The sequence below is a fragment of the Streptomyces davaonensis JCM 4913 genome (assembly GCF_000349325.1).
GTDB lineage: Bacteria > Actinomycetota > Actinomycetes > Streptomycetales > Streptomycetaceae > Streptomyces > Streptomyces davaonensis.
The window spans coordinates 1,817,634-1,840,969 of record NC_020504.1; the positions used below are offsets into that span (position 1 = coordinate 1,817,634).

General features: G+C 70.4%; 21 protein-coding genes. 11 read left to right on the top strand and 10 right to left on the bottom strand.

All coding sequences use genetic code 11. From position 1 onward, the window contains the following. Positions 1-10 precede the first annotated feature (10 nt). Positions 11-691 (top strand): TetR/AcrR family transcriptional regulator, encoded by a 681-nt coding sequence (locus tag BN159_RS08055; RefSeq protein ID WP_015656436.1) that lies wholly within the window; start codon positions 11-13, stop codon positions 689-691. 96 nt (positions 692-787) lie between these two features. On the opposite strand, the gene BN159_RS08060 is transcribed toward BN159_RS08055, so the two are convergent. Continuing rightward, positions 788-1,633, bottom strand: a complete 846-nt coding sequence (locus BN159_RS08060) for a helix-turn-helix transcriptional regulator (RefSeq protein WP_041818954.1) — start codon at positions 1,631-1,633, stop codon at positions 788-790. Positions 1,634-1,787: 154 nt separating this feature from the next. Then, on the bottom strand, positions 1,788-2,249 hold the full coding sequence (locus tag BN159_RS08065; RefSeq protein ID WP_015656438.1) for a lipocalin family protein: 462 nt from the start codon (positions 2,247-2,249) through the stop codon (positions 1,788-1,790). Between the two features lie 931 nt (positions 2,250-3,180). Between BN159_RS08065 and BN159_RS43745 the strand changes: the two genes are divergently transcribed. From BN159_RS43745 to idi, 4 genes are all read left to right on the top strand, one after another. Continuing rightward, complete coding sequence (locus BN159_RS43745) at positions 3,181-3,801, top strand: XF1762 family protein (RefSeq protein WP_015656440.1); 621 nt, start codon at positions 3,181-3,183, stop codon at positions 3,799-3,801. A gap of 334 nt (positions 3,802-4,135) precedes the next feature. Then, positions 4,136-4,339 carry a helix-turn-helix domain-containing protein gene (locus BN159_RS46970; protein WP_015656441.1) on the top strand — a complete coding sequence of 68 codons (204 nt, stop codon included), beginning with the start codon at positions 4,136-4,138 and terminating at the stop codon, positions 4,337-4,339. Beyond that, positions 4,323-5,498 (top strand): tyrosine-type recombinase/integrase, encoded by a 1,176-nt coding sequence (locus BN159_RS08075; protein WP_015656442.1) that lies wholly within the window; start codon positions 4,323-4,325, stop codon positions 5,496-5,498. The genes BN159_RS46970 and BN159_RS08075 overlap by 17 nt, the downstream gene beginning before the upstream one ends. Positions 5,499-5,742: 244 nt before the next feature. Next, positions 5,743-6,336 carry an isopentenyl-diphosphate Delta-isomerase gene (gene idi / locus BN159_RS08080; protein ID WP_015656443.1) on the top strand — a complete coding sequence of 198 codons (594 nt, stop codon included), beginning with the start codon at positions 5,743-5,745 and terminating at the stop codon, positions 6,334-6,336. A gap of 14 nt (positions 6,337-6,350) precedes the next feature. On the opposite strand, the gene BN159_RS08085 is transcribed toward idi, so the two are convergent. Further along, complete coding sequence (locus BN159_RS08085; RefSeq protein WP_015656444.1) at positions 6,351-6,827, bottom strand: ATP-binding protein; 477 nt, start codon at positions 6,825-6,827, stop codon at positions 6,351-6,353. Between the two features lie 246 nt (positions 6,828-7,073). On the opposite strand from BN159_RS08085, the gene BN159_RS08090 reads away from it, so the two are divergent. Then, a complete protein-coding gene (locus BN159_RS08090; protein WP_015656445.1) occupies positions 7,074-7,829 on the top strand; it encodes an enoyl-CoA hydratase/isomerase family protein in 756 nt (251 codons plus the stop codon). On the opposite strand, the gene BN159_RS08095 is transcribed toward BN159_RS08090, so the two are convergent. Both BN159_RS08095 and BN159_RS08100 read right to left on the bottom strand, forming a co-directional pair. Then, positions 7,816-8,451, bottom strand: a complete 636-nt coding sequence (locus tag BN159_RS08095; RefSeq protein ID WP_015656446.1) for a DJ-1/PfpI family protein — start codon at positions 8,449-8,451, stop codon at positions 7,816-7,818. The two genes, BN159_RS08090 and BN159_RS08095, sit on opposite strands and share 14 nt — an antisense overlap. Before the next feature lie 43 nt (positions 8,452-8,494). Then, the gene (locus BN159_RS08100; protein WP_015656447.1) at positions 8,495-9,475 is read right to left on the bottom strand and encodes a GlxA family transcriptional regulator; all 981 of its coding nucleotides are present in this window, start codon (positions 9,473-9,475) and stop codon (positions 8,495-8,497) included. A gap of 116 nt (positions 9,476-9,591) precedes the next feature. Between BN159_RS08100 and BN159_RS08105 the strand changes: the two genes are divergently transcribed. From BN159_RS08105 to BN159_RS08115, 4 genes are all read left to right on the top strand, one after another. After that, complete coding sequence (locus BN159_RS08105) at positions 9,592-10,461, top strand: SCO6745 family protein (RefSeq protein ID WP_041818956.1); 870 nt, start codon at positions 9,592-9,594, stop codon at positions 10,459-10,461. Positions 10,462-10,544: 83 nt separating this feature from the next. Beyond that, positions 10,545-10,676 (top strand): LPFR motif small protein, encoded by a 132-nt coding sequence (locus BN159_RS47425; protein WP_015656449.1) that lies wholly within the window; start codon positions 10,545-10,547, stop codon positions 10,674-10,676. A gap of 82 nt (positions 10,677-10,758) precedes the next feature. Next, positions 10,759-13,161 carry a Tex family protein gene (locus tag BN159_RS08110; protein WP_015656450.1) on the top strand — a complete coding sequence of 801 codons (2,403 nt, stop codon included), beginning with the start codon at positions 10,759-10,761 and terminating at the stop codon, positions 13,159-13,161. 156 nt (positions 13,162-13,317) lie between these two features. Beyond that, positions 13,318-14,499 carry a serine hydrolase domain-containing protein gene (locus BN159_RS08115; RefSeq protein WP_015656451.1) on the top strand — a complete coding sequence of 394 codons (1,182 nt, stop codon included), beginning with the start codon at positions 13,318-13,320 and terminating at the stop codon, positions 14,497-14,499. A gap of 3 nt (positions 14,500-14,502) precedes the next feature. On the opposite strand, the gene BN159_RS08120 is transcribed toward BN159_RS08115, so the two are convergent. Together BN159_RS08120 and BN159_RS08125 are read right to left on the bottom strand one after the other, a co-directional pair. After that, complete coding sequence (locus BN159_RS08120; protein WP_015656452.1) at positions 14,503-16,143, bottom strand: ABC-F family ATP-binding cassette domain-containing protein; 1,641 nt, start codon at positions 16,141-16,143, stop codon at positions 14,503-14,505. A 157-nt stretch (positions 16,144-16,300) separates the two neighbouring features. Next, positions 16,301-17,323, bottom strand: coding sequence for a hypothetical protein (locus tag BN159_RS08125; protein WP_015656453.1), 1,023 nt, complete (start codon positions 17,321-17,323; stop codon positions 16,301-16,303). 66 nt (positions 17,324-17,389) lie between these two features. Between BN159_RS08125 and BN159_RS08130 the strand changes: the two genes are divergently transcribed. Next, complete coding sequence (locus tag BN159_RS08130; protein WP_015656454.1) at positions 17,390-18,340, top strand: FAD-dependent oxidoreductase; 951 nt, start codon at positions 17,390-17,392, stop codon at positions 18,338-18,340. Between the two features lie 4 nt (positions 18,341-18,344). On the opposite strand, the gene BN159_RS08135 is transcribed toward BN159_RS08130, so the two are convergent. From BN159_RS08135 to BN159_RS08145, 3 genes are all read right to left on the bottom strand, one after another. Then, entirely contained in the window at positions 18,345-20,021 is a 1,677-nt protein-coding gene (locus BN159_RS08135) for a BCCT family transporter (RefSeq protein ID WP_408055016.1), read from the bottom strand. 79 nt (positions 20,022-20,100) lie between these two features. After that, positions 20,101-21,348: a M14 family metallopeptidase gene (locus tag BN159_RS08140; protein WP_015656456.1), complete on the bottom strand. Its 1,248-nt coding sequence runs from the start codon at positions 21,346-21,348 to the stop codon at positions 20,101-20,103. Next, positions 21,345-23,285, bottom strand: a complete 1,941-nt coding sequence (locus BN159_RS08145) for a Xaa-Pro dipeptidyl-peptidase (protein ID WP_015656457.1) — start codon at positions 23,283-23,285, stop codon at positions 21,345-21,347. The genes BN159_RS08140 and BN159_RS08145 overlap by 4 nt, the downstream gene beginning before the upstream one ends. Positions 23,286-23,336 lie beyond the last annotated feature (51 nt).

The following is a 23,336-nucleotide window of genomic DNA, read 5'->3' on the forward strand; positions in this document are numbered from 1 at the left end:
AACGCTCTGCATGGCGGCGACATCAGGGCCACGAAAGAGGGGCCGGCCGCGGGTCGGCGAGGAACTCGACGACGCACAATTGCTGAATGGGGCACTCGACGCCTTCGCGGAGAAGGGCTACGACGGCATGTCCCTGCGCGAGCTGGGCCGCCGTGTGGACGTCAGCCATGCCCTGCTCACCGCCCGCTACGGCTCCAAGGAAGGCCTGTGGTTCGCCGCACTGGAGTATGCGCTCACCCACGCCGAGCAGGCCTGGCGGCAGACCGCCGAGGACACGGCTCTGGACGATCTCCAGGCGCTGCGCCTGGGGATCGTCCACCAGATCATGTTCGCGGCCGCCTTCCCGCAAGTGGTGCGCATCCTGAACCATGAAGGCGGCGTCGACAGTGCCCGGATCCGCTTCGTCATGGACCGGTTCGTCAACCCGCTGCGCCCGCTGGTGGAAGGCCGCCTGAACAGGCTGCAGGCCGCCGGCCGGATCCGCCCCCTTCCCTACGCTGCCCTGCACTTCATGGTGGTGCACGGCCCCGGCGCCCTGTTCGCCAACACCGTCGAATCCGGCCTGCTCGGGGCCGACCCACCCGTCGGGAACGACGCCATCCGGCAGCACGCGGAAGCCATTGCCGATGCCATCCTCTTCGGCCTCGCCACCCCACCCACGGCAGGACCCGACTCCACGCACGAGATCTGAATGCTGCCGTCGCGGGGTTGGCGGCGGGGGCGGGATGGTTGTACAGGCGGGACGGCGGTCGAGCCGATGGCGCGGGCGCCGCTGTGCATCGTGGCGCTATTCGGCGAATGAATCGGTGCCGCGCGTCCGCAGCAGGGCCAGTCGTTCACCGGCGTCCGTGCCCGGCTGGGGCCCGAACAACACCATGGCCTGCCCCGTCGAGGGGCTGATGACCACATCGCACCGCAGCTCGAGGCGCCCTACCCCCGGGTGCTGCATCACCTTGAGCGTCGAGCGCGGGATGGCCAGCTCGTGTCGGCCCCACAGGTTCCTGAACTCGGCGCTGCCGACTTGGAGTTTGGCCAGCAACGCTTCGGCGGCAGGGTCGTGTGGGTGGCGAGCAAGCCCGGCCCGCAGCCCCGCCACGTATCCCCTGCCCAGTTCCTCGTGCTGGTGCTCAAGGAACAACGTGCGGCACCGGGGATCGGTGAACCAGCGCCATACCTGGTTGTTCTCGGGCGGGGGCCGTTCTGCGTACCTCCCCAGCAGCAGAACGTTCAGCGGGTTCTGCGCGATGATCGTGCCCAGGTCGTCGGACACCAGGGCCGGCGTTGCCGCGGACAGCGCGTCCAGCACACGCATGAGCCCGGGGTCCACATGGTTGTCCGTACGAAAGGACGGCGGCGGACTCTGGCCGGCGAGCACGTACAGGTGCTCCCGTTCGTCCGAGCTCATCCGCAGCGCTCGGGCGAGACGCCCCAGCACCGTTGACGACGGGTTCGGTCCACGGCCCTGCTCCAGTCGTTCGTAGTAGTCCGTGGAGATGTTCGCGAGCAGGGCGATTTCGTCGCGGCGCAGCCCCGGTGCTCGACGCCGCCCGCCCGGCAGCAGACCTACGTCCTCAGGGCGCAGCGCGTCGCGGCGGTGCCGCAGGAAAGCGCCCAGCTCGATGCGATGGTCCATGTTCCCCAGGATGGCGGCGAGTTGCCGTCTCACGAGCTGCGTAGCCTCGGACAAACAGGGCGTGGATAGTGTGGGCGGCGGGGCGGCGGATGGCGGCCCAGGGCAACCGTGCCGTGGGCGGGGCGCAGAGCTGCACTCCCCCAGCACCCTGGGTTCAGCGCCAGTCGCCGAGTTGTTCGACGAACGCATTTCCTGACACCGTCTTGCCGCCCAGGCGGCCGGAGACCGTGCTTGCTCCCTCGTAGATCCCGCCTTGGGCCTGGACCTCCTGCTCGGTCGCGTCGGCCGACACGTTCAACTCGGCGTCCAGCTGCGGAATACGGACCTTCCACTTCGTTCCGTAACGCTTGTTGCTGTACGGACTGGTCCACCAGCCGGCGGTGTCCGGAGCCAACGGCTCCACGTCCATGACTTCCTGGGTCCCGTCGGCATGCAGCACGGTGGCGTGGCGCTGCTGACCCGAGGATTCGAAACTGTCCCACAGATTGATCTTGTCGCCGTTGGACAGCTGCAGAGCCATCCACGTCCACTTCCCGGCCTGGGACCAGTCCCAGTCGCCCCACTGGTGGTCCAGCCACGACTGGCCGCTGACGTCGTGACGCCGACCGTCGACCACCGGGATGGGAAACCTCAGGTCGCAGACTGACCCCGTGCGAGCGATCCTTCAAGAGTTCCACCGCATCGGAGTTGCGTGCATCGAAGAAGCTCGGCCACCTGCTCGTAGGCGACCTCGCCCTGCCCTACGAGGCGATGGAGCTGCGTCAGACCCTGGGCTGCGGCTCAACTTCTACACAAGTTGAATCGCGCCGATCCTGTGCACGCTGCTGTTACTGCCGGTGAGCGTCGCGCTGACGCGGTGGTGGGTCCCCGCCATCATCCGGCACCGGCCGGATCCGGTCAGGGTGCTCGGCAGCGCCGGTGCCGTGAGGTATGGGCCTGCTCTCCATAAACGGTGGCAAACCCAGGCGGCGTCCACCCCACCGCGATGGTTGTCCCGATTGCCGCCTACTGGGCCACCCCGACGCCGCTCAAGGCCAACGGTCCAGCGTCTCTGCCGAACCCGGGGCGGCACACCCTGCGATTGGGCAGCTTGGTCCGCGTGCTCGCGTGCTCGCGTGTCCAAAACCGGATCGAAAGCGCGCCTTCTCGAGTAGACGTTCGACCCTGGCGCGGGACCGGGAGGATCGTATGCGCCCACACGACAGATCGCACACCGGAACAAGACACCAATCGCTCTGCGACGGCATCGAATTCAGCGTCCACTCCGCTCACCAGCTCGACGCCAACGCGGAGTCCTGGATCGTCTTTCCACTGCAGAGCCGCCTGAAGTGCGACCTAACGTCGCCGCGCGGTTCAGAGTCCGCACCGGGACCCGACGGCCAGCCGCCGAACCGGCATCACGGGCAGTCGCTGCCGCGGCACGACGGCACGGTGCAGGCCAACCAGCACGCCGCTTCAGTGGACGAGCTGGCGACCTACCTCAACACTGCCACCGCTCGCTCTTGCTCCGAGCCCTCCGCTGTAACGGTCCGCGAGAGGAGGGGATCATGAACCTTGTCATCGTCCCTGTCTCACGCCGCCAAGCCGATGCCTTCATCGACCAACATCACCGTCACCACCGTCCGCCTCAAGGCATGACGTTCGCCCTCGGCGTTGCTGCTGACGGACGGCTGGTCGGCGTTGTCGTGGCCGGTCGGCCGGTGGCCCGATACCTCGATGACGGCATGACTCTCGAGATAACCCGCACCTGCACCGACGGGACGCAGAACGCCAACTCCAAGCTCTACGGCGCCGCGTGCCGCGCAGCCTGCGCGCTGGGCTATCGGAGGGTCGTCACGTATACGGAGGAGAGCGAGTCCGGCGCCAGCTTGCGTGCCGCCGGCTTTGAGCCGGTGGCACGGCTGCCGGAGAACGCCGGCTGGGACCGGCCGAGCCGTCGGCGCAGCGAACAGCATCGCACCGTCGCCCGTACCCGCTGGGAGAGATGCCGCCCTTCCGTGCCGCGACCACTCTCCCGCCCCACCAGCTCCGCTATTTCACTGCCGAGCGACGGGCAGAAGCGGCGTGTTGACAATCCTCGGGCGGGGGATAAAATCCCAGCTCCGGCACCCGCAAGCGCCGCTCTGACCAGCTCGTATGCCAATCCCGGCATGGATCTTTCGCGATGACTGGAGAGCCTCGCGGCAGCCGGAGGGCTGTTTCCAAGCCAGTTGCCGCGAGCCCGCCTCACATGGTCCTCACCCGTCCGCTTCGTCAACGAGGTCGCCGGCGGATGTCTGGCTCTGGAGAAGGCGCGGGGTGCTCGAGGGAGGTACTCGAGTGGGTAGTCCACCAGCAATCCGCATACGGTCCCTGCGCTCCTCCCAGACTCACAGCCCCACGCCGTCTCAAACGACCGTGTGGAACTGGTCGAGCGCGTCCTCACACACACGCGCGCGGCGCTGCAAGACCGAGAAGACGCGCGGCGCCGCAAGACCGAGAAGAACGGAAAGGAGCGCAGCCGTGAGCACCGACGGATGCAGTGAGTTACTGACGGTGCAGGAGGTCATGGCTCGGCTGCGGCTGGGCCGCAGCACGGTCTACGAGTTGATCCGTTCCAAGGCACTGGTCTCCGGGAAAATCGGCGGTCGGCGTCGCGTGTCAGCCGCCAGCGTCGAACGGTACATACAGGCTCGGCTGGGGGACGGCCATGGCGACGCTGCGTAGGCGGCCGAACCACTCAGGGACCGTAACGCTACGAAAGGACGGCCGCTACCAGGCGGCCGTCTACGTCCCCCAGCCCGATGGCACTACCAAGCGCAAGTACGTCTACGGCAAGACCTACGACGAGGCTGACCGGAAACGCCGACAGCTCGTCGACCGCGCTCAAGCGGGGATCCCCACACCGACCCGCGATATGACGGTGGTCGACTGGCTGGACTACTGGCTCACGCAGATCGTGCAGCCTGGCCGGAAACGTGGCACGACGCGTGAGTACTCCAAGCGAGTGCGGCTCTACCTCAGGCCCTACCTCGGCTCCAAGAAGCTGACTTCGCTCACGGTGGCTGACGTGCGGCAGCTCGCCGGCCAGGTGACCACGAACGTATCGGCCAAGGCGGCGAAGCGGGCCCTGGAGACACTGACCAACGCGCTTAACGCCGCGCTCGCCGAGGACATCGGGCTGACCCGGAACGTGGCTGCACACGTGAAGGTCCGCACGTCCGCGCCCAAGCGTCCACGGTGGACGCTGGAGGAACTCCTTCGCTTCCTCGTGGAGGCGCGCAAGCACGCCTGGTATCCGATCTTTCTGCTCATCGCTTTGCTCGGTCTTCGCCGCGCTGAGGCCTTGGGGTTGCGATGGAGCAACATCGACTTCGACCAGCGGGTGATCTGGCTTGAGTCTCAGATCCAGCGTGACGAGAAGGGTGAGTACGAGGACGACCTGAAGACCGCAGGGTCCATGGTCCCGCTGCCCCTACCGCCTCAATGCGTTGCGCCGCTGCGCTGGCAACGGCTGAAGCACTCCGTCGATCGGGAGCGGGCCATGGCCCTGGGCTGGAAATGGGTGGAGACAGATCTCGTCTTCACAACGAAGTACGGCACCCCGATCCAAGGGACGAACTTCCTGACGACATTCAAGATCATCCGAGCGCGGGCCGGCCTGTCCCACGGTGACCTGCGCACGCTACGACGCGGAGTCGGAACGCTCCTGGTCCACCTCAAGGTCCACCCCAGGGTCGCCAAGGCGATCCTGCGGCACAGCCGGATCACCATGACCATGGATGTCTACGCCGAGGCCGTGGACACCGACGTCCGAGAGGCGGTCAACCAGATGGATGCACACCTCCGTCTGATGATGTCGCGGACGCTGTCAAAACCCTCTTGACCTGCGATGATGCGACACACTGCACCTTCCAGTTGGAGCCGAGCGGGCACGCCGAGCACGAGGCGCGGCTCTGCCACTGACGGGTTCGCATCGGAGCGCAGCGGTCCGGCGCGCGGCGGCGTCTTCACTCCCACAGCCGGGCGGCGCCAGGGTTCCGCCGTCGCCGCGCCGGGCACGATCAACTGCCGGGAGTGCCGGATTCGTGCGGCACACTTGGGGCGCACAACCGATGTGAAGGATGGGTATGCCGATCACACCTGCCGCCGCGACGCACACTCCGTCGAACGGCACCGCAGAGGAGATTTTGCTCGAACTGGTCGACGAGAACGGTGTGACGATCGGCACCGCGGAGAAGCTCGCCGCCCATCAGCCGCCGGGGCGCCTGCACCGCGCCTTCTCCGTGTTCCTCTTCGACGAACGGGGCCGGCTGCTGCTCCAGCAGCGGGCGCTCGGCAAGTACCACTCCCCCGGTGTGTGGTCCAACACCTGCTGCGGCCACCCCTACCCGGGCGAGGCGCCGTTCGCGGCGGCGGCCCGGCGGACCTACGAGGAGCTCGGGGTCTCGCCGTCGCTGATGGCTGAGGCGGGCACGGTCCGCTACAACCACCCGGACCCGGACTCGGGCCTGGTGGAGCAGGAGTACAACCACCTCTTCGTGGGCCTGGTGCAGTCACCGCTGCGACCCGACCCGGAGGAGGTCGGGGACACCGCTTTCGTGACGCCCGACGAGCTCGCGGAGCGGCACGCCAAGGACACCTTCTCGGCCTGGTTCATGACGGTGCTGGACGCGGCCCGTCCCGCGGTGCGCGAACTGACGGGCCCGTCGGCCGGCTGGTGAGTCGGTAGCTCTTCCTACGGCACGTGCGCGGGTCTGAGCGGCAGGGCGGCCCAGATCACCTTGCCGCCGCTCGCGGTGTGCTCGACGTCGCACACACCGCCCCACTCCTTGGCCACCTCGCGCACCAGCAGCAGCCCGCGCCCGCCGGTCTGGCCGTGGTCGGCCTCCAGGGCGGTCGGGCGGTAGGGGTGGTTGTCCTCCACGGACACCCGCACCCACTCGGCGCCCACGGCGACCTCCACGGCGAGCATCGGGGACAGCAGCGCCGCGTGCCGGACGGCGTTCGTGACCAGCTCCGAGACGATCAGCAGCAGACCGTGCACCTGGTCGTCCGTCAGGGGCACTTGCTGGCGGTGGAGCAGGTCCCGTACGGCGTGCCGCGCCTGCGGGACGGACGCGTCGACGGCCGAGGCGGTGAACCGCCACACGCCCTCGTAGGGCAGTGGGTCGCCTGGTGGGCGTGGGGCGGGCCCACGCCCGTGGTTCTCCATCGTCCGGTCGCCACCCTTGCGCTCGATTGTCACCACGAGTCGAGTGTTGGTAACGAGCCGCTCCGGTCCAGGGAACTGAAAAGAAGTCAGCGGATTTCGAGCGCTTTTTGACCGATGGCGCATGACCTGGTCAGCTATGGGACCGCTCCTGCTCCAGCCGTGCCGACTTTCCGAACTATTCGGGTTGTACGGGTTTGATCCGACCTCCCCGACCGGCTCTCCGGTGCGGCGGATAACATCCGGCGCATGGAGCCCCAGCTGCTGCACAGCGTCACCGACTCGGTGGCCACCGTCGTCATCCACCACCCCGAGAAGCGCAACGCGATGACATCGGCGATGTGGGCCGCCCTGCCGCCGCTCCTCGACGCGCTGGCGGCCGACCCGCAGGTGCGGGCCCTGGTGCTGACCGGGGCGGGCGGGACGTTCTGCGCGGGAGCCGACATCGGCGCGCTCCAGGACACGCCGGAGGAGGCAAAGGGCCTCGCCTTGCGGGCCGAGGACGCGCTGGCCGCGTTCCCCAAGCCGACGCTGGCGGCCGTGCGGGGGCACTGTGTGGGCGGCGGTACGCAGCTCGCGGCGGCCTGCGATCTGCGGTTCGCGGAGGAGGGCTCGCTGTTCGGGGTGACCCCGGCGAAGCTGGGCATCGTCTACGCGGCGTCCTCCACCCGGCGGCTCGCGGCGCTGACGAGTCCGTCCGCCGCCAAGTACCTGCTGTTCTCAGGCGAGTTGATCGACTCCGCGCGGGCACTGCGCACCGGCCTGGTCGACGAGGTGCTGCCCGCGGGCGAACTGGGCAAGCGGGTGGCGGAGTTCACCCGGATCCTGGTGAGCCGCTCGCAGCTCACGCAGGCCGCGGCGAAGGAGTTCGCGAACGGCCGCGAGGACCGGGACGCCCACTGGCGTGAGCAGGCAAGCGGCAGCGGCGACCTCGCCGAAGGAGTCGCCGCCTTCCTTCAGCGCAGGCCGCCGCGGTTCACGTGGAGTGTCCCTACGTCAGAATGAACCGGCTCTTGGAGCGGAACTCCTCGACCAGATGCGCGGGCGCCTTCTCGGGTGAGCCCGCGTCGTAGGGCGGCTGCGGGTCGTACTCCGTCAGCAGCTGTACGGCCTGGGCGTGCTCGTCGCCCGCGATGCGCCCGAGGAGCGTCAGGCCCATGTCGATGCCGGAGGAGACCCCGGCGGCGGTGACGTACTTGCCGTCCATGACCACCCGCTCCCCCGTGGGCTCCACGCCGAACCGCTTCAGGTAGTCGAGGGCCAGCCAGTGGGAGGTCGCCCGGCGCCCCTTGAGCAGGCCCGCCGCGGCCAGCAGCAGGGAGCCGGTGCACACCGACGTCGTCCAGGTACTGGTGGCGTCGGCGGCGCGCAGCCAGTCCAGCAGCACGGTGTTCTCCATCTGCGGGGTCTGCCCGGGGCCGCCCGGCACGATCACGATGTCCGGGCTCGGCACCTCGGCGAAAGTCCGGTCGGCGGTGAGCGCGAGGTTCCCGGTGTCGGTGCGGACGGGGCCGGTGTGTTCGGCGATGAAGACGGTCTCCGCGTCCGGGAGCCGGCCGAGGGTCTCGTAGGGGCCCACGGCGTCAAGGGCGGTGAAGCGGTCGAACAGGACGATGGCGATCTGCATCGGGTGCCTTTCTGTGGGTGTCGGCAGGAGTCGGGAGCCGGTGTCAGGGCGCGGAAGTGCGTCGGTCAGGCGTGGCTGCCGGGCGGAAGCGGCGGCGGTATTCGGCCGGGGACGTGCCGAGGGCCTTGAGGAAGGCGCGGCGCATGGCCTCGGGTGTGCCGTAGCCGCTGGTGCGGGATATCTGCTCGATGCCTCCCGTGGTGTCCTCCAGGAGGCGCCGGGCGTGTTCCAGGCGGACCTGGTCCACGTAGCGGCCGGGGGTCGTGCCGGTCTCGGCGCGGAAGGCTCGGGCGAAGTGGCGCGGGGAGAGTCCCGCGCGGGCGGCCAGCGCCTCGACGCCGAGGTCGTCGGCCGGGTGCTCGGTGATCCAGTGCTGGACGTCCCGGAGCGGTTCGCGCCGGGCGGTCTGGGCGGCGAGCTGGGCGCTGAACTGGGCCTGGTTGCCCGGTCTGCGCAGGAACACCACCAGATGGCGGGCGATGGTCAGGGCGGTGTCGCGGCCGAGGTCCTCCTCGACGAGGGCGAGCGCGAGGTCGATGCCGGAGGTGACACCGGCGGAGGTGGAGACCTGGCCGTCACGGACGTAGATGGGATCGGGGTCCACCTCCACGCTGGGGTGGTCGCGGGCGAGTTTGGCGCAGTACGCCCAGTGGGTCGTCACCCGGTGGCCGTCCAGCAGCCCGGCCTCGGCGAGCAGGATCGCTCCGGTGCAGACGGAGACGAGGCGCTCGGAGTGCGGTCCGTGCTCGCGCAGCCAGTCCGTCAGCCGCGGATCGGGAGCCCGGGTGCCCTGGCCGCCGGGGACCAGGAGGGTGTGCGGGACGGCTTCGTCGGCGAGCGAGGTGTCCGGTACGAGGGTCAGGCCGCTGGAGGTGCGGACGGGGCCGCCGTCCAGGGTGGCCGTGCGGAGCCGGTAGGTGCCCGGCACCTGCGCCTCCGCCCCCGAGAAGACCTCCAGCGGGCCTGTGACATCGAGGCTCTGCACCCCGTCGAAGAGGACCAGAAGGACCGTTCGCTGCGCCATGCACACGATTCTTGGGCGGCCCGGCCATGGCCGCAATGACGAGTTCCCCACCTTTCCTGCCATCTGGCGCCGACCGTCTGGACTCCGGATACCAACCGGTCGGTAACCTGCCGGGCATGACTACAGCCGCCCTGGCCCCGCGCGCGGGCCGCAAGTGCCACAACGCGCTCAACACGCTGCACGCCCTGCAATACTTCGCGCCCGAACTCGGCAAGGAGACGGGTGACCTCGGGATCACCCACCCCAAGGCCGTGAACTTCGCGGTGCGGGCCGCCGCCCTGGGCGCCGTCGGGCCCGGCACGGTCGCGGCGACCTTCTACAACTACAAGTACGAGGCCGTGGCCCGGCATGTCCCCGCCGTGTGGGAGACCGCCTCCCCGGCGCAGGTGCTGGCGGCACGCACGCGTGCCGTCGACGCCATGCTGCGCCGGCTGCTCGGCGAGGAGACCATCGCCTCCGCCGAGATGGCCGAGGCCGCCCGGCTGGCGCTGCGGGCCACCGAGGTCTGCTCCCGGCACGCGCGCCCGCTGTACGCGGCCCACGCCGACCTCCCGGTCCCCGAGCAGCCGCATCTGGCGTACTTCCACGGCGCCACGCTGCTGCGCGAGCACCGGGGCGACGGGCACCTCGTCGCGCTGGTCGCCGCCGAGCTGGACGGCCTGGAGGCCCTGGTGACGCACACCGCGACCGGCAGAGGCTTCACCCCGAGGTGGCAGCTCGTCACCCGCGGCTGGAACCAGGAGGAGTGGGACGCGGCCTGCGCCCGGCTGCGCGAGCGCGGCCTGCTGGACGACTCCGGCGAACTGACCGGGCGGGGCGTGGCCCTGCGCGACGACATCGAGCGCGAGACGGACCGCCTGGACCGTGCCCCCTACGAGCACCTGGGCGCCGATGACGTGGCCCGGCTGACCGAACTCGCCTCGGGCTTCGTTCATACGGCGCTGGCCGCGGGCGCCTTCCCCGCGGATCTGATCGGCAAGGGCTGACCTCCCTGGACACGCATGCCGCGGTGCGAGCGAGGTACCCGGTCCGCACCGGCCGACGTGGCCGGAGAGGAAAGGGGAAGCTCGTGTTCCGTGCCATCGCAGACGTCCTGCGCCAGATCGGCGGCGCCGTGGCCACCGTCGTGACGCTGCCGTTCCGGGCACTCGCCCGGCTGTTCGGCGGCGCCTCGGGCGGCGCGCGGCGACGCCGGGCCTGACCCGCGTCCGCCCTGATCCCCGGCTGTCGGTGTCACCTGCCACAATTGCCGCGCAACCTCAGTGAGAAGGCGGTACGGGATCGTGACGACACCCGGGTCCAGCGGATCCATGGCAACCGGATCCATCGAAGGCAGGATCGCCGAGGAGCTCGGCGTACGGGAGCGGCAGGTGAAGGCTGCCGTGGAGCTGCTCGACGGCGGTTCGACGGTGCCCTTCATCGCCCGCTACCGCAAGGAAGCGACCGAGATGCTCGACGACGCGCAACTGCGCACGATCGAGGAGCGGCTGCGCTATCTGCGGGAGCTGGAGGAGCGCCGGACGGCGATCCTGGAGTCCGTGCGCGAGCAGGGCAAGCTCACCGACGAGCTGGAGGCGCAGATCCGCGGCGCGGAGACCAAGGCGCGCCTGGAGGACATCTACCTGCCGTACAAGCCGAAGCGGCGGACCAAGGCGCAGATCGCGCGTGAGGCGGGGCTCGAACCGCTCGCCGAGGGGCTGCTCGGCGACCCGACGGTCGAGCCGCTCGCCGCTGCCGCCGCGTTCGTCGACGCCGACAAGGGCGTCGCCGATCCGCAGGCCGCCCTCGACGGCGCCCGCGCGATCCTCACCGAGCGGTTCTCCGAGGACGCCGACCTGATCGGCGAGCTGCGCGAGCGCATGTGGGTGCGCGGGCGGCTGGCCGCGAAGGTGAAGGACGGCAAGGAGGAGGCGGGCGCCAAGTTCGCCGACTACTTCGACTTCGCCGAGCCGTTCACCGAGCTGCCCTCGCACCGCATCCTGGCGATGCTGCGCGGCGAGAAGGAGGACGTCCTCGACCTCGTCCTGGAGCCGGAGGAGCCGACCGACGGGCCTTCCTCGTACGAGGGCATCGTCGGCCACAGGTTCCAGATCGCCGAGCGTGGGCGCCCCGCCGACAAGTGGCTGACGGACACCGTCCGTTGGGCCTGGCGGACCCGGATCCTGGTACATCTCGGCATCGACCTGCGGCTGCGGCTGCGTACGGCCGCCGAGGACGAGGCGGTGAACGTCTTCGCGGCGAACCTGCGGGACCTGCTGCTCGCCGCCCCGGCGGGCACGCGCGCGACGCTGGGCCTGGACCCGGGCTTCCGTACGGGTGTGAAGGTCGCCGTCATCGACGCCACCGGCAAGGTCGTAGCCACCGACGTCATCTACCCGCATGTCCCGGCCAACAAGTGGGACGAGGCCATCGCCAAGCTGGCGCGGCTCGCCAAGGAGCACGCGGTCGAGCTGGTCGCGATCGGCAACGGCACCGCGTCCCGGGAGACCGACAAGCTCGCCGGTGAACTCATCACCAAGCACCCCGAGCTGAAGCTCACCAAGGTGATGGTGTCCGAGGCCGGCGCCTCGGTGTACTCGGCCTCCGCGTTCGCCTCGCAGGAGCTGCCCGACATGGACGTGTCGCTGCGCGGCGCCGTCTCCATCGCGCGACGGCTCCAGGACCCCCTCGCGGAGCTGGTGAAGATCGACCCGAAGTCGATCGGCGTCGGCCAGTACCAGCACGACCTGTCCGAGGTGAAGCTGTCGCGGTCGCTGGACGCGGTGGTGGAGGACTGTGTGAACGGCGTCGGCGTGGACGTCAACACGGCCTCCGCACCGCTGCTCGCCCGGGTCTCCGGCATCACTTCCGGGCTCGCCGAGAACATCGTGGCGCACCGCGACGCGAACGGCCCGTTCACCTCCCGCTCCGAGCTGAAGAAGGTCGCCCGGCTCGGCCCGAAGGCGTACGAGCAGTGCGCGGGCTTCCTGCGGATCCGGGGCGGCAGCGACCCGCTGGACGCCTCCAGCGTGCACCCGGAGGCGTATCCGGTGGTCCGGCGGATGGTGAAGACCTCCGGCCAGGAGGTGGCCGCGCTGATCGGCAACACGGGCGTGCTGCGGTCGCTCAGGCCGCAGGAGTTCGTGGACGAGACCTTCGGTCTGCCGACCGTGACGGACATCCTCAAGGAGCTGGAGAAGCCGGGGCGCGACCCGCGGCCCGCCTTCAAGACGGCCACCTTCAAGGAGGGCGTCGAGAAGATCTCCGACCTGTCGTCCGGGATGGTCCTGGAGGGCGTCGTCACCAATGTCGCGGCGTTCGGGGCCTTCGTCGACATCGGTGTCCACCAGGACGGTCTGGTGCATGTCTCCGCGATGTCCAAGACGTTCGTCAAGGACCCGCGGGACGTCGTCAAGCCGGGTGACATCGTCAAGGTGAAGGTCCTCGACGTCGACATCCCGCGCAAGCGGATCTCGCTGACGCTGCGGCTGGACGACGAGGCGGCCCCGCAGGGGCAGCAGTCCGGTGGCGGCGAGCGCCGTCAGCAGCGGGCCGGCGGGCGCCCGCCGCAGCAGCGGCAGGGGCGCGGCGGTGGTGGCGGCGGGGCCGGTGGTGGCTCGCGCCAGGCGCCGCCTCCGGCGAACAGCGCGATGGCCGACGCACTGCGCCGCGCGGGTCTGCTGGACCCGAAGAAGGGCAAGCGCTGACGAAAGGCGCGGCATCTCCCGCGCTCTGACGCCCGGTCCGGCCTCTCCCGCGTGGAGAGGCCGGGCCATTGCGCCGTGTGCAGCAACACGAGCGGCCCGCGGACCCGTGGGGCGCGAGGCTGGACCGCGACCAGCCAGCACCTCCCGGGAGTGCCCATGCCGATCCGCCGCCGTACCCCTCTCCGACCCCGTCTCGGGGCGGTCTCCCTCATCTCGGTCTGTCTGACCACGCTGTCCCCCGCCGTCGCGGGCGCCGCCACGCACCCCCGCCCGGAGTCCGACCCCGCCCTCCAGCGCCAGTTGGAGGACCTGGTCCGCAGACCCGGCGGTCCGCCCGGGATCATCGCCGTGCTCAAGGACGGCCACAAGACCCAGGTCGTGAAGGCCGGAGTCGCCGAGCTCGAGACCAAGCGCAAGCCGAGGCCGCACGACCACATGCGCATCGCCAGCGCGGCCAAGGCGTTCAGCGGCGCCGTGGCACTGTCCCTCGTCAACCTCGGCGACCTCAGCCTCGACGACACCCTGGGCGAGCGCCTGCCGAGCCTGCCGGACGCATGGGCCGCCGTGACGCTGCGCCAGCTGCTGAACCACACCAGCGGTCTGCCCGACTACTCCAAGTCGGACGGGTTCATCAAGACCCTTCTCGCGGACCCCCGCCACCACTTCGACTCCCGCAAGCTGCTCGACTACGTCGCCGACCGCGACCTGGAGTTCCCGCCGGGCAGCCGGTACCACTACTCCAACTCCGACAACATCGCCGTGGCCCTGGTGGCCGAGGCGGCCACCGGCGAACGGTACGAGCGGCTGTTGAAGGAGCTGGTGTACCGGCCGCTCGGCATGCACCGCACGAGCCTGCCGCAGGGCTATCGCATGCCGACGCCGTTCCTGCACGGCTACGACGTGTCCCCGCCCGAGCCGACCGAGGACGTCAGCGAACTCATCAGCATGTCCGGGGTGTGGGCCTCGGGCGGCATCGTCTCCACGCCCGCCGACATGACCCGCTTCATCCGCGGCTACGCCGGGGGGAAGCTCTACGGCCCCGACGTCGTCAAGGAGCAGCGCGCCTGGATCGCCGGCGCGTCCGAGCCCGCCGGGCCCGGCAAGAACAAGGCGGGGCTGGCCCTCTTCCGGTACACGACCCGCTGCGGCGTGGTCCTCGGCCACACCGGCAACACGCCCGGCTACACCCAGCTGATCGCGGCGACCCCGGACGGGCGCAAGTCCCTGACCTTCTCCACCACGACCCAGATCAACCAGACCCTCAAGCCGGACCTCCTGCGGAAGCTGCGCGCCGTGCAGGAGAACTTCGTCTGCGCGCTGCTCAAGGGCAAGAGCTAGGCGCTAGCGCTCGGTCACCTTGCCGTCGGCCACCTCCAGGCGCCGGGTGACATGGACCGCGTCCAGCATGCGCCGGTCGTGGGTCACCAGCAGGAGGGTGCCCTCGTAGGAGTCGAGGGCCGACTCCAGTTGCTCGATGGCGGGCAGGTCGAGGTGGTTGGTCGGCTCGTCGAGGACGAGGAGGTTGACGCCCCGGCCCTGGAGCAGGGCCAGGGCGGCCCTCGTCCGCTCGCCGGGTGAGAGGGTGGCCGCCGGGCGCAGCACATGGTCCGACTTCAGGCCGAACTTGGCCAGGAGAGTACGGACTTCGACCGGTTCGGTGTCGGGTACGGCCGCGCAGAAGGCGTCCAGCAGCGACTCCTCGCCGTGGAACAGCTTGCGGGCCTGGTCGACCTCGCCGACCAGCACGCCCGAGCCGAGCGTCGACTCCCCCGCGGTCAGGGGGATACGGCCGAGCAGGGCGCCCAGGAGCGTCGACTTGCCCGCGCCGTTGGCGCCGGTGACGGCGACCCGGTCCGCCCAGTCGATCTGGAGGGAGACCGGACCGAGGGTGAAGTCCCCCCGGCGCACCTCCGCGTCGCGCAGGGTGGTCACCACCGCGCCGGAGCGGGGCGCGGAGGCGATCTCCATGCGCAGTTCCCACTCCTTGCGCGGCTCCTCGACCACGTCGAGGCGCTCGATCATGCGCTGGGTCTGGCGGGCCTTGGCGGCCTGCTTCTCGCTGGCCTCGCTGCGGAACTTGCGGCCGATCTTGTCGTTGTCGTTGCCCGACTTGCGGCGCGCGTTCTTCACGCCCTTGTCCATCCAGGCGCGCTGCATCTGCGCCCGGTCCTGGAGGGCGGCCTTCTTGTCGGCGTACTCCTCGTAGTCCTCGCGCGCGTGCCTGCGGGCGACGTCGCGCTCCTCCAGGTAGGCCGCGTAGCCACCGCCGTAGAGGTTGATCTGCTGCTGGGCGAGGTCGAGTTCGAGGACCTTGGTGACGGTGCGGGTGAGGAACTCGCGGTCGTGGCTGACGACGACGGTGCCGGCCCGCAGGCCGCCGACGAAGCGTTCCAGGCGTTCCAGGCCGTCCAGGTCGAGGTCGTTGGTGGGCTCGTCGAGGAGGAAGACGTCGTAGCGGGAGAGCAGCAGGGAGGCGAGTCCGGCGCGGGCCGCCTGACCACCGGAGAGCGCGGTCATCGGCTGGTCCAGGTCCACGGCCAGGCCCAGCGAGTCGGCGATCTCCTCCGCGCGCTCGTCGAGGTCGGCGCCGCCGAGGTCCAGCCAGCGTTCCAGGCTGGTGGCGTAGGCGTCGTCCGCGCCCGGGGCGCCGTCGACCAGGGCCTGGGTGGCCTCGTCCATGGTGCGCTGGGCCTCGGCGACGCCGGTGCGCCGGGCCAGGAACTGGCGGACGGTCTCACCGGGCCGCCGCTCCGGCTCCTGCGGCAGGTGGCCGACGGTCGCGGTCGGCGGGGAGAGCCGCAGCTCCCCCTCCTCCGGCGCGGCGAGCCCGGCGAGCAGCTTGAGCAGCGTGGACTTCCCGGCGCCGTTGGCCCCGACCAGGCCGATCACATCTCCGGGCGCGACAACGAGGTCGAGCCCACTGAACAGGGCACGGTCACCGTGTCCGGCGGCGAGGTTCTTGACGACGAGGGTGGCGGTCACAGGGAGCGATCCTAATCGCCGGGCAGCACGACACGCGTCCCGGTTTACCCGCGCGCAAGATCACCGGCCCGGCAGCGCCCCGACAGGGGCGCGGGGAACTGCGCGACAAGCCACGACGGAGCAGCAGCCGCCACACGACCTACCGCGGCACCGACCCTCAGCGAGCCATCGCCTCCACCAGCACGCTCCCCGATGTCCGCGCCACCACGAACGACTCCCCCTTCACCGCCTTCGCATCCAACGCGATCCGATGCCGCCCCGCCTCCAGGACACCATCGAAGACCTCGTGCGCATGCGTGCGGTACAGCCGATCCAGCCGGTACGCCGTCAGCCGCACCCGGCACGGAGACGTCACCTCCACACCCGCCTCCCCGTCCGCCGCGACAAGCCGGGTCAGCCGACGCTGCTGCACCGGGCTGCGATCCAGGGCGTGCTCTATCTGGGCGACCAGCAGCGGGACGATCGGAGCAAGACCGTCGACGTAAGCCACCTCCACCCCGGCCCGGTCGAACGCGGAGCGCACCGCGGCACGTTCCTCCTCCGTGACTGCCCGCCCGAAGGCGACGGCGCCGTAAGCCTTCAGTTCATCGGCGGGAACCCCGTCCGCGTCACGGGTGATGTCGGCACCGATCCCGATCGTGCGCAGGGCCGCGGCGAGCTTGGCCAGCAGCGCCACCCGGGCGCCGATGAGCAGAACCCGTCGGCGGCCGACGGCGGGCGCCTCGTCGAGGAGGGAGGCCAGCGCCGCCCGGTACTCGGCGCCCTGGAAGCGGAAGGGCCCTATGCCGTGATAGCCGTTGAGCTCCAGATCGACGTGTTCATCGGTCTGCCAGGCGAAGTCCCGCCAGATGAAGTCGGGCCCGTCCGATGAGATCGCGGCGGTGACCGCGCCACAGGCCAGGCTCTCGCACTCGGGACAGCCGTAGATGACATAGCGGCCGTCCGGAAGCGGGGCGTCCGCCTCCAGCAGCAGGCTCTGGACGTGCGCGGTGAAGATCGCCGGTGGGACGTCGGAGGCCAGTGGGGAGACGGCGTCGAGGTCGGAGAGCTGGAACAGCAGCGGGCGGCCGTCGACGATGAAGTCGACGAAGTCCCGGTGCACTTGGTAGTCACCGTTGGCGAGGACGCCACCGGCGCGTATGGCCGGTGCCAGGCCGAAGGTCGCGTACTCGGCAGACATGCTGTGAGTATCCCCAGCGCGGGGGTGATGTGAGCACGGCATGGCACATTCCGCTACGGTCCACGCGTGGAGATCGGGCGGAACGACGAAGTCATCGTGGTCGGCGGCGGGGTCATCGGCCTGACCACGGCACTGGTGCTGGCCGAGCGGGGCCGCCGGGTCCGGGTGTGGACCCGGGACCCCGTCGAGCGGACCACCTCGGCCGTCGCGGGCGCGCTCTGGTGGCCGTACAAGATCGAACCGCTCGCCCTGGCCCGGGAGTGGGCCCTGCGGTCGCTGGAGGTGTACGCGGAGCTGGCGGGCGACCCCGACGCCACCGGCGTACGCATGATCGAGGGGGTATTGGGCGAAGGGGAGCTGGACGGGGCGGACGCCTGGGCGGCCGGGCGGGTGCCGGGGCTGCGGGGGACGACAGAGGCGGAGTACGGCGGGGCGGGGCTGTGGGCGCGGCTGCCGCTCATCGACATGTCGACTCATCTGCCGTGGCTGAGGGAACGGTTCCGCAGTGCGGGCGGGACGATCGAGACCCGTACCGTCTCCTCGCTCACCGAGGCCGAGGCGCCCGTCGTGGTCAACTGCACCGGCCTCGGCGCCCGCGAGCTGGTTCCCGACCCTTCGCTGCGGCCCGTGCGCGGGCAGCTGGTGGTCGTGGAGAACCCGGGCATCGACACCTGGCTCACCTCCAGTGACGCCGCCGGGGAGATGGCGTACTTCTTTCCGCAGCCGGGGCGGCTGCTGCTCGGCGGCACCGCGGACGAGGGCGCCTGGTCGCTGGAGCCGGATCCCAAGGTGGCCGAGGCGATCGTGCGGCGCTGTGCCGAGCTGCGGCCGGAGATCGCCGAAGCTCGGGTCCTGGCGCACCGGGTGGGGCTGCGGCCGGTGCGGGACGCGGTCCGGCTGGAGCGCGAACTCCTGCCGGACGGACGGGTGCTGGTGCACAACTACGGCCATGGCGGCGCCGGGGTGACGGTGGCCTGGGGCTGCGCGGAGGAGGCGTCCGCCCTCGCCTCCGGCTGAGCGCTCATGCGTGGTCGTGGCCCAGCGGGTCGCCCTCGATCTCGGTGCCGGGCCCCGGGCCGACCTTGAGTTCGAAGTCGCCGTCGTACTCGCGGTGGCCCGTGATCACGGCCAGCTTCACGGCCTCGCTGCCCATCTCGGTGCGCACGATGACGGGGTCCCGGCGCAGGTCGCGCATGAGGGCGACACACATGCCGATCATGACGAGGACGAAGGGCGCGGCGGCCAGGATCGTGAGGTTCTGGAGGCCGGTGAGCGCGTCGCCCTGCCCGCTGCCGACGAGCAGCATGATGGCGGCGACGGCGCCGGTCACGACGCCCCAGAACACCACGACGAAGCGGGCCGGTTCGAGGGCACCCTTCTGGGAGAGGGTGCCCATCACGATGGAGGCTGCGTCGGCGCCGGAGACGAAGAAGATGCCGACCAGGACCATCACGAGCAGACTGGTGGCCGTAGCGATGGGGAACTCCTGGAGCAGGCCGAAGAGTTGACCCTCGGGAGTGTCCTCGCCGCTGAGCCCGCCGCCCTCCTTCACCTTCATCGCCGTACCGCCGAAGATGGCGAACCAGACCAGGCTGACGCTGCTCGGCACCAGGATGACCCCGCCGACGAACTGCCGGATGGTGCGGCCCCGGCTGATCCGGGCGATGAACATGCCGACGAAGGGCGTCCAGGAGATCCACCAGGCCCAGTAGAAGACGGTCCAGCTGCCGAGCCAGTCCGCGACCCCCTCACCGGCGCTGGCCTCGGTGCGGCCGACGAGCTGGGGCAGATCGCCGAGGTAGGCGAAGATCGAGGTGGGCAGCAGATCGAGCACGATGATCGTGGGGCCCGCGATGAACACGAAGACCGCGAGGATCAGGGCGAGCACCATGTTGGTGTTGGACAGCCACTGGATGCCCCGTTCGACGCCGGAGACGGCCGAGGCGACGAAGGCCAGGGTCAGTACGGCGATGATGGCGACGAGCAGGCCCTCGCTGACGTCGTCCATCCAGTCCAGCTCCTGGAACCCGGAGCCGATCTGGAGCGCGCCGAGGCCGAGGGAGGCGGCGGAGCCGAAGACGGTGGCGATGATCGCGAGGATGTCGATCACCCGGCCCCCGGCGCCGCTCGCGTGCCTCTCGCCGATGAGCGGGGTGAAGACGGCGCTGATGGTCTGGCGGCGGCGCCTGCGGAAGGTGCTGTAGGCGATGGCGAGGCCGACCACGGCGTAGATCGCCCAGGGGTGCAGCGTCCAGTGGAAGAGGGTGGTCGCCATCGCCGTCTCCATGCGCTCGGCGGAGTCGGCGGGGGTGGTGCCGGGCGGTGGGGTCGTGTAGTGCGCGAGCGGCTCGCTGACCCCGTAGAACATCAGGCCGATGCCCATGCCCGCGCTGAACATCATGGCGACCCAGGACACGGTGCGGAACTCGGGCTGCTCGCCCTCGGCACCGAGGTGGATCCGGCCGTAGCGGCTGATCGCGAGCCAGAGGGCGAAGACGACGAAGCAGGAGGCGGCGAGCATGAAGGCCCAGCCGCCGTTGTGGATCAGGCCGTTGAGCATCCTGCTGGAGACGCTCTCCAGCGAATCCGTTGCCGTCCAGCCCCAGATCACGAAGGCCACGGTGATGACGGCGGTGACACCGAACACCACCCGGTCGGTGTCACCGCTCTTCCTCAGGTCTTCCGTCAACTGCGGCACCTTCCATGGAAAGCCGTGAATTATGTCCTGTTTTCAGGACTTCTACGGCCTACCACAGGCGCCGTCCCTCCCGGCTGTTTCAACAGTCGGTGTCGGGCTCCGCGATCGCGAGGTGGTACGGGGCGCGTTCGTCGAGCAGCAGCGGGACGAGGGCGCGCAGGGGCTGGCGGAGCGGGACATACGTGCCGTGCGTCCGCACGCCGTGCAGGGCCAGTTCGTCCTTGATCCCGGCGTACTGATCGTCCGTCAGCCGGTAGCCGCAGGGCGGGTCCTGGAGCACTTCGGCGGGCTCGGCCGGGTCGTTGTCGGCGCCGCCGAGGTAGACCGGTCCGGTGTCCCGCCAGCCCGCGAGGCGGGCCGCCGAGGTGGCCGAGTCGACCTGCCGTCCCCGCTCCCCCGCGAAGGCGAACAGACCGTCCAGTGCGGCGAGTTGGGAGTCGACGCGGCGCCGGTTGTTGACCGGCTCCGGCACCTCGGTCAGAGGTTCCACCCGGCTCTCGATGAGCAGGCCGACGGTGTGCTTGACGCCGGACATGTTCCGCAGGATGCGTTCCTGACCGTCCCCGGCGACCTGCCGAATGGGCTCGCCGGTGACCGGGTCGGTCCAGATGCCGTAGGTGCCGGTGGTGTAGCCCTCGGCGCCGGCGGCGGGGCGTACGTACTCCAGCGACAGGCTCCGCGCCTCGTCGTGCAGGGCCGGGGCGGTGTTGAGGTTGCGCGGCCAGAGGTCGAAGAGGTCCTTGTCGTAGTACGGGGGTGTGCCGCCGTACTCGTGCAGGTCGTAGACCACGTCCGGCTTGCGGTCGCGGATCACCGCGGCCAGCGCGCGGCCCTCGGCGGTCCGCAGCGCGAGGTGGTCGCGGTTGATGTCGACGCCGTCGCTGTTGCCGCGGGTGTTCGCCGCCCGGCCGTCGGGATTGGCGGTGGGCACAACAAGCACGGTGGTGGAGTTCAGCAGCCGCCTGGTCCGCGCGTCGTCGCCGTAGGCCAGATCGCGGATCGTGGTCAGACAGGCCTCGCGGCCGGACGGCTCGTCGCCGTGCTGGCTGCACACCAGCAGGACGGTACGGCTGGTGGGGCGGGTGCCGATCCGGACCAGCTGGAGCGGGCGGTCCTGTGCGGTGGTGCCGATGCGGCTGATCGACACCCGGTCGCTCGCCCAGTCTACGGCGGCGAGGAACTGCTGTTCCTCCGGCTGACCGGTCCACCGGGCGCCGCCCGACTGCTCGAAGCCGGTGCGGGGCGGGGTGTCCGCCGCGTGCGCCGGGATCGACAGCAGGGGTGCGGCGAGGGCGGCCGCGATCACCGCGGCGATACGGGACTTCACGATGCCTCCGGGACTCGCTCGGCGGTGCGCGGTTCACGTACGCCCTCCAGGAAGGCGTCGCCGGGGTCCGCCGCCGCGCCGGAGCCGGCCTTGCGGAAGGCGTCGGCGCCGCCGACCAGCGGCACCTTGGCCGAGGTGCGGGACAGGTCGAGCGTCAGGGTCGGCTTGGTGGAGGGCGGGTCGATGAGGTCCTTGTCGGTGCCCGCGACGATGAGTGCGAGGCGGTGACCGGCCGGGACGACATGGTCGGTGGCGGCCAGGTCGAGAGTGACGGTGTACGGCCTGCCGGGCGTGAGGGGCGCTCCTGCGAACGAGGCGAGGTCGGTCCAACCCCGGCTCAGGATCGTGTAGTCGACGTCCGCCGTCTTCGCTGCCGTCTCCTTGAAGCAGGCGCTGTCGCCGGTGGTGCTCGCGCCCCAGCAGGTGCGCTCGGTGAGGGTGGTGATGCCCTCGCCCGCTGCGGCGTAGTCGCGGATGGTGTCGGGGCCGAGGTCCACGAGGACGGCCGAGAGATGGGCCGTGGCCGTGGTCGGGGTGGCGGTGACGGTGACCTTCGAGGAGCCGGACAGGCGCAGGTCGCGGGTGAGCGGTGCGGTGGTGAAGCCCGCCTTGTCCGGCGTGGATCGATCGATGGACGCGGCCCAGTCGGTCTCGTCGTGCGCGGGGTCGTCGGTGAACGACTCGGTGCCTGTGCCCGGATTCAGACCGAGCGCGCCGACGCCCTCCTGGGCTCCCTCGGCGGGGCGCAGGGTCGTCCTGTCGGTGCCGCGCGGCGGCCATGCCTGGGAGGTGACCCACTGGTCGGGCCGGCGTTCGATGTCGGCGATCGGTTCGTCGTCGATGCCGTTGTCGTAGCCGAGGAGTTCATGGTCGAACCAGCGGTGCAGGGTGTTCACCCATTCGGCGCGCCGGAAGTCGAAGGGGTCGACATGGCCGGTCTGGGAGAGCCAGATCTTGCGCTCCACGCCGTTCCTGGCGAGGGCGTCCCACCACTGGCCGAAGTGCTTGGTACGGACGTTGAGGTCCTGCATGCCGTGGATGACGAAGACACTGGCCTCGACCTGGTCGGCGTCCGGCACGTAGTTCCGCTCGCTCCACAGCGGCGTCCAGTCGCCGGTGCGCGGGGCGCCGTCGACGATCTTCTGCTGTACGGCGGTGCAGCGGGCGCGGGCGTCGGGGCTCTCGACGTAGTTCGACAGCCAGTCGGGGCCTGAGTCGAAGAGCGGGGCGCCCTGGGCGAAGTAGTAGTCGTACCAGGAGGAGATGGCGCCGATGGGGACGATGGTCTCCAGTCCCTCGACCCCGGTCGCGGCGACGCCGTTGGCGATGGTGCCGTCGTAGCTCTTGCCGATCATGCCGGTCTTGCCGTTGGTCCAGCTCGTGGCCGTGGCGCGGGTGGTGCCGGTACGGGTCGTGTACGCCTTCCCGCGGCCGTTGAGCCAGTCGACGACGGCCTTGGCGGACTGGATGTCGGAGCGGCCGCCGACGTCGACGCAGCCGTCGGAGCGGTTGGTGCCGGCGAGGTCGACGCCGACGAAGGCGTAGCCGCGCGGCACGAAGTAGTTGTCGTAGTACAGCGGCATCTGGACGACGTCGCCGTCGGCGTCGTACGTCTTCTTCTGGCTCTCGTTGCCCCGTCCGCAGCAGGAGTAGTAGGGGCTGGCGTCCATGATGACGGGGATCTTGCGGCCCCGCTGGGCGGGTTCGCTGGGGCGGACGATGTCGACGGCGACGCGGTCGGTGCGTCCGTCGGCGTCGCCGTCGAGCCCGGTGTCCACCCAGACGGCCTCGCGGATGGCGGCGTCGTAGGAGTAGACGGGTTCACTCGTGCGCGGGCCCGCTTGGGCCGTCGCCGGGGTGAGGAAGGTGGCCATCAGGGCGGCCGTGGCCGCCGTCGCGAGCGGTCTCCAGATCGTGAAGCGCATGCGTATTGGCATGCGCGGACGGTACATCGGTCAACTGCCGTGCAGAAGAGGGCAATCGGACGC

Excerpts from the sequence above, each read along its gene's own strand:
- BN159_RS08125 (WP_015656453.1), bottom strand. The coding sequence starts at position 17,323 with ATGTCTGCCGAGTACGCGACCTTCGGCCTGGCACCGGCCATACGCGCC.
- idi (WP_015656443.1), top strand. The coding sequence starts at position 5,743 with ATGCCGATCACACCTGCCGCCGCGACGCACACTCCGTCGAACGGCACC.
- BN159_RS08115 (WP_015656451.1), top strand. The coding sequence starts at position 13,318 with ATGCCGATCCGCCGCCGTACCCCTCTCCGACCCCGTCTCGGGGCGGTC.
- BN159_RS08100 (WP_015656447.1), bottom strand. The coding sequence starts at position 9,475 with ATGGCGCAGCGAACGGTCCTTCTGGTCCTCTTCGACGGGGTGCAGAGC.
- BN159_RS08105 (WP_041818956.1), top strand. The coding sequence starts at position 9,592 with ATGACTACAGCCGCCCTGGCCCCGCGCGCGGGCCGCAAGTGCCACAAC.
- BN159_RS08145 (WP_015656457.1), bottom strand. The coding sequence starts at position 23,285 with ATGCCAATACGCATGCGCTTCACGATCTGGAGACCGCTCGCGACGGCG.
- BN159_RS08075 (WP_015656442.1), top strand. The coding sequence starts at position 4,323 with ATGGCGACGCTGCGTAGGCGGCCGAACCACTCAGGGACCGTAACGCTA.
- BN159_RS43745 (WP_015656440.1), top strand. The coding sequence starts at position 3,181 with ATGAACCTTGTCATCGTCCCTGTCTCACGCCGCCAAGCCGATGCCTTC.
- BN159_RS08060 (WP_041818954.1), bottom strand. The coding sequence starts at position 1,633 with ATGGACCATCGCATCGAGCTGGGCGCTTTCCTGCGGCACCGCCGCGAC.
- BN159_RS08095 (WP_015656446.1), bottom strand. The coding sequence starts at position 8,451 with ATGCAGATCGCCATCGTCCTGTTCGACCGCTTCACCGCCCTTGACGCC.
- BN159_RS08055 (WP_015656436.1), top strand. The coding sequence starts at position 11 with ATGGCGGCGACATCAGGGCCACGAAAGAGGGGCCGGCCGCGGGTCGGC.
- BN159_RS08090 (WP_015656445.1), top strand. The coding sequence starts at position 7,074 with ATGGAGCCCCAGCTGCTGCACAGCGTCACCGACTCGGTGGCCACCGTC.
- BN159_RS08085 (WP_015656444.1), bottom strand. The coding sequence starts at position 6,827 with ATGGAGAACCACGGGCGTGGGCCCGCCCCACGCCCACCAGGCGACCCA.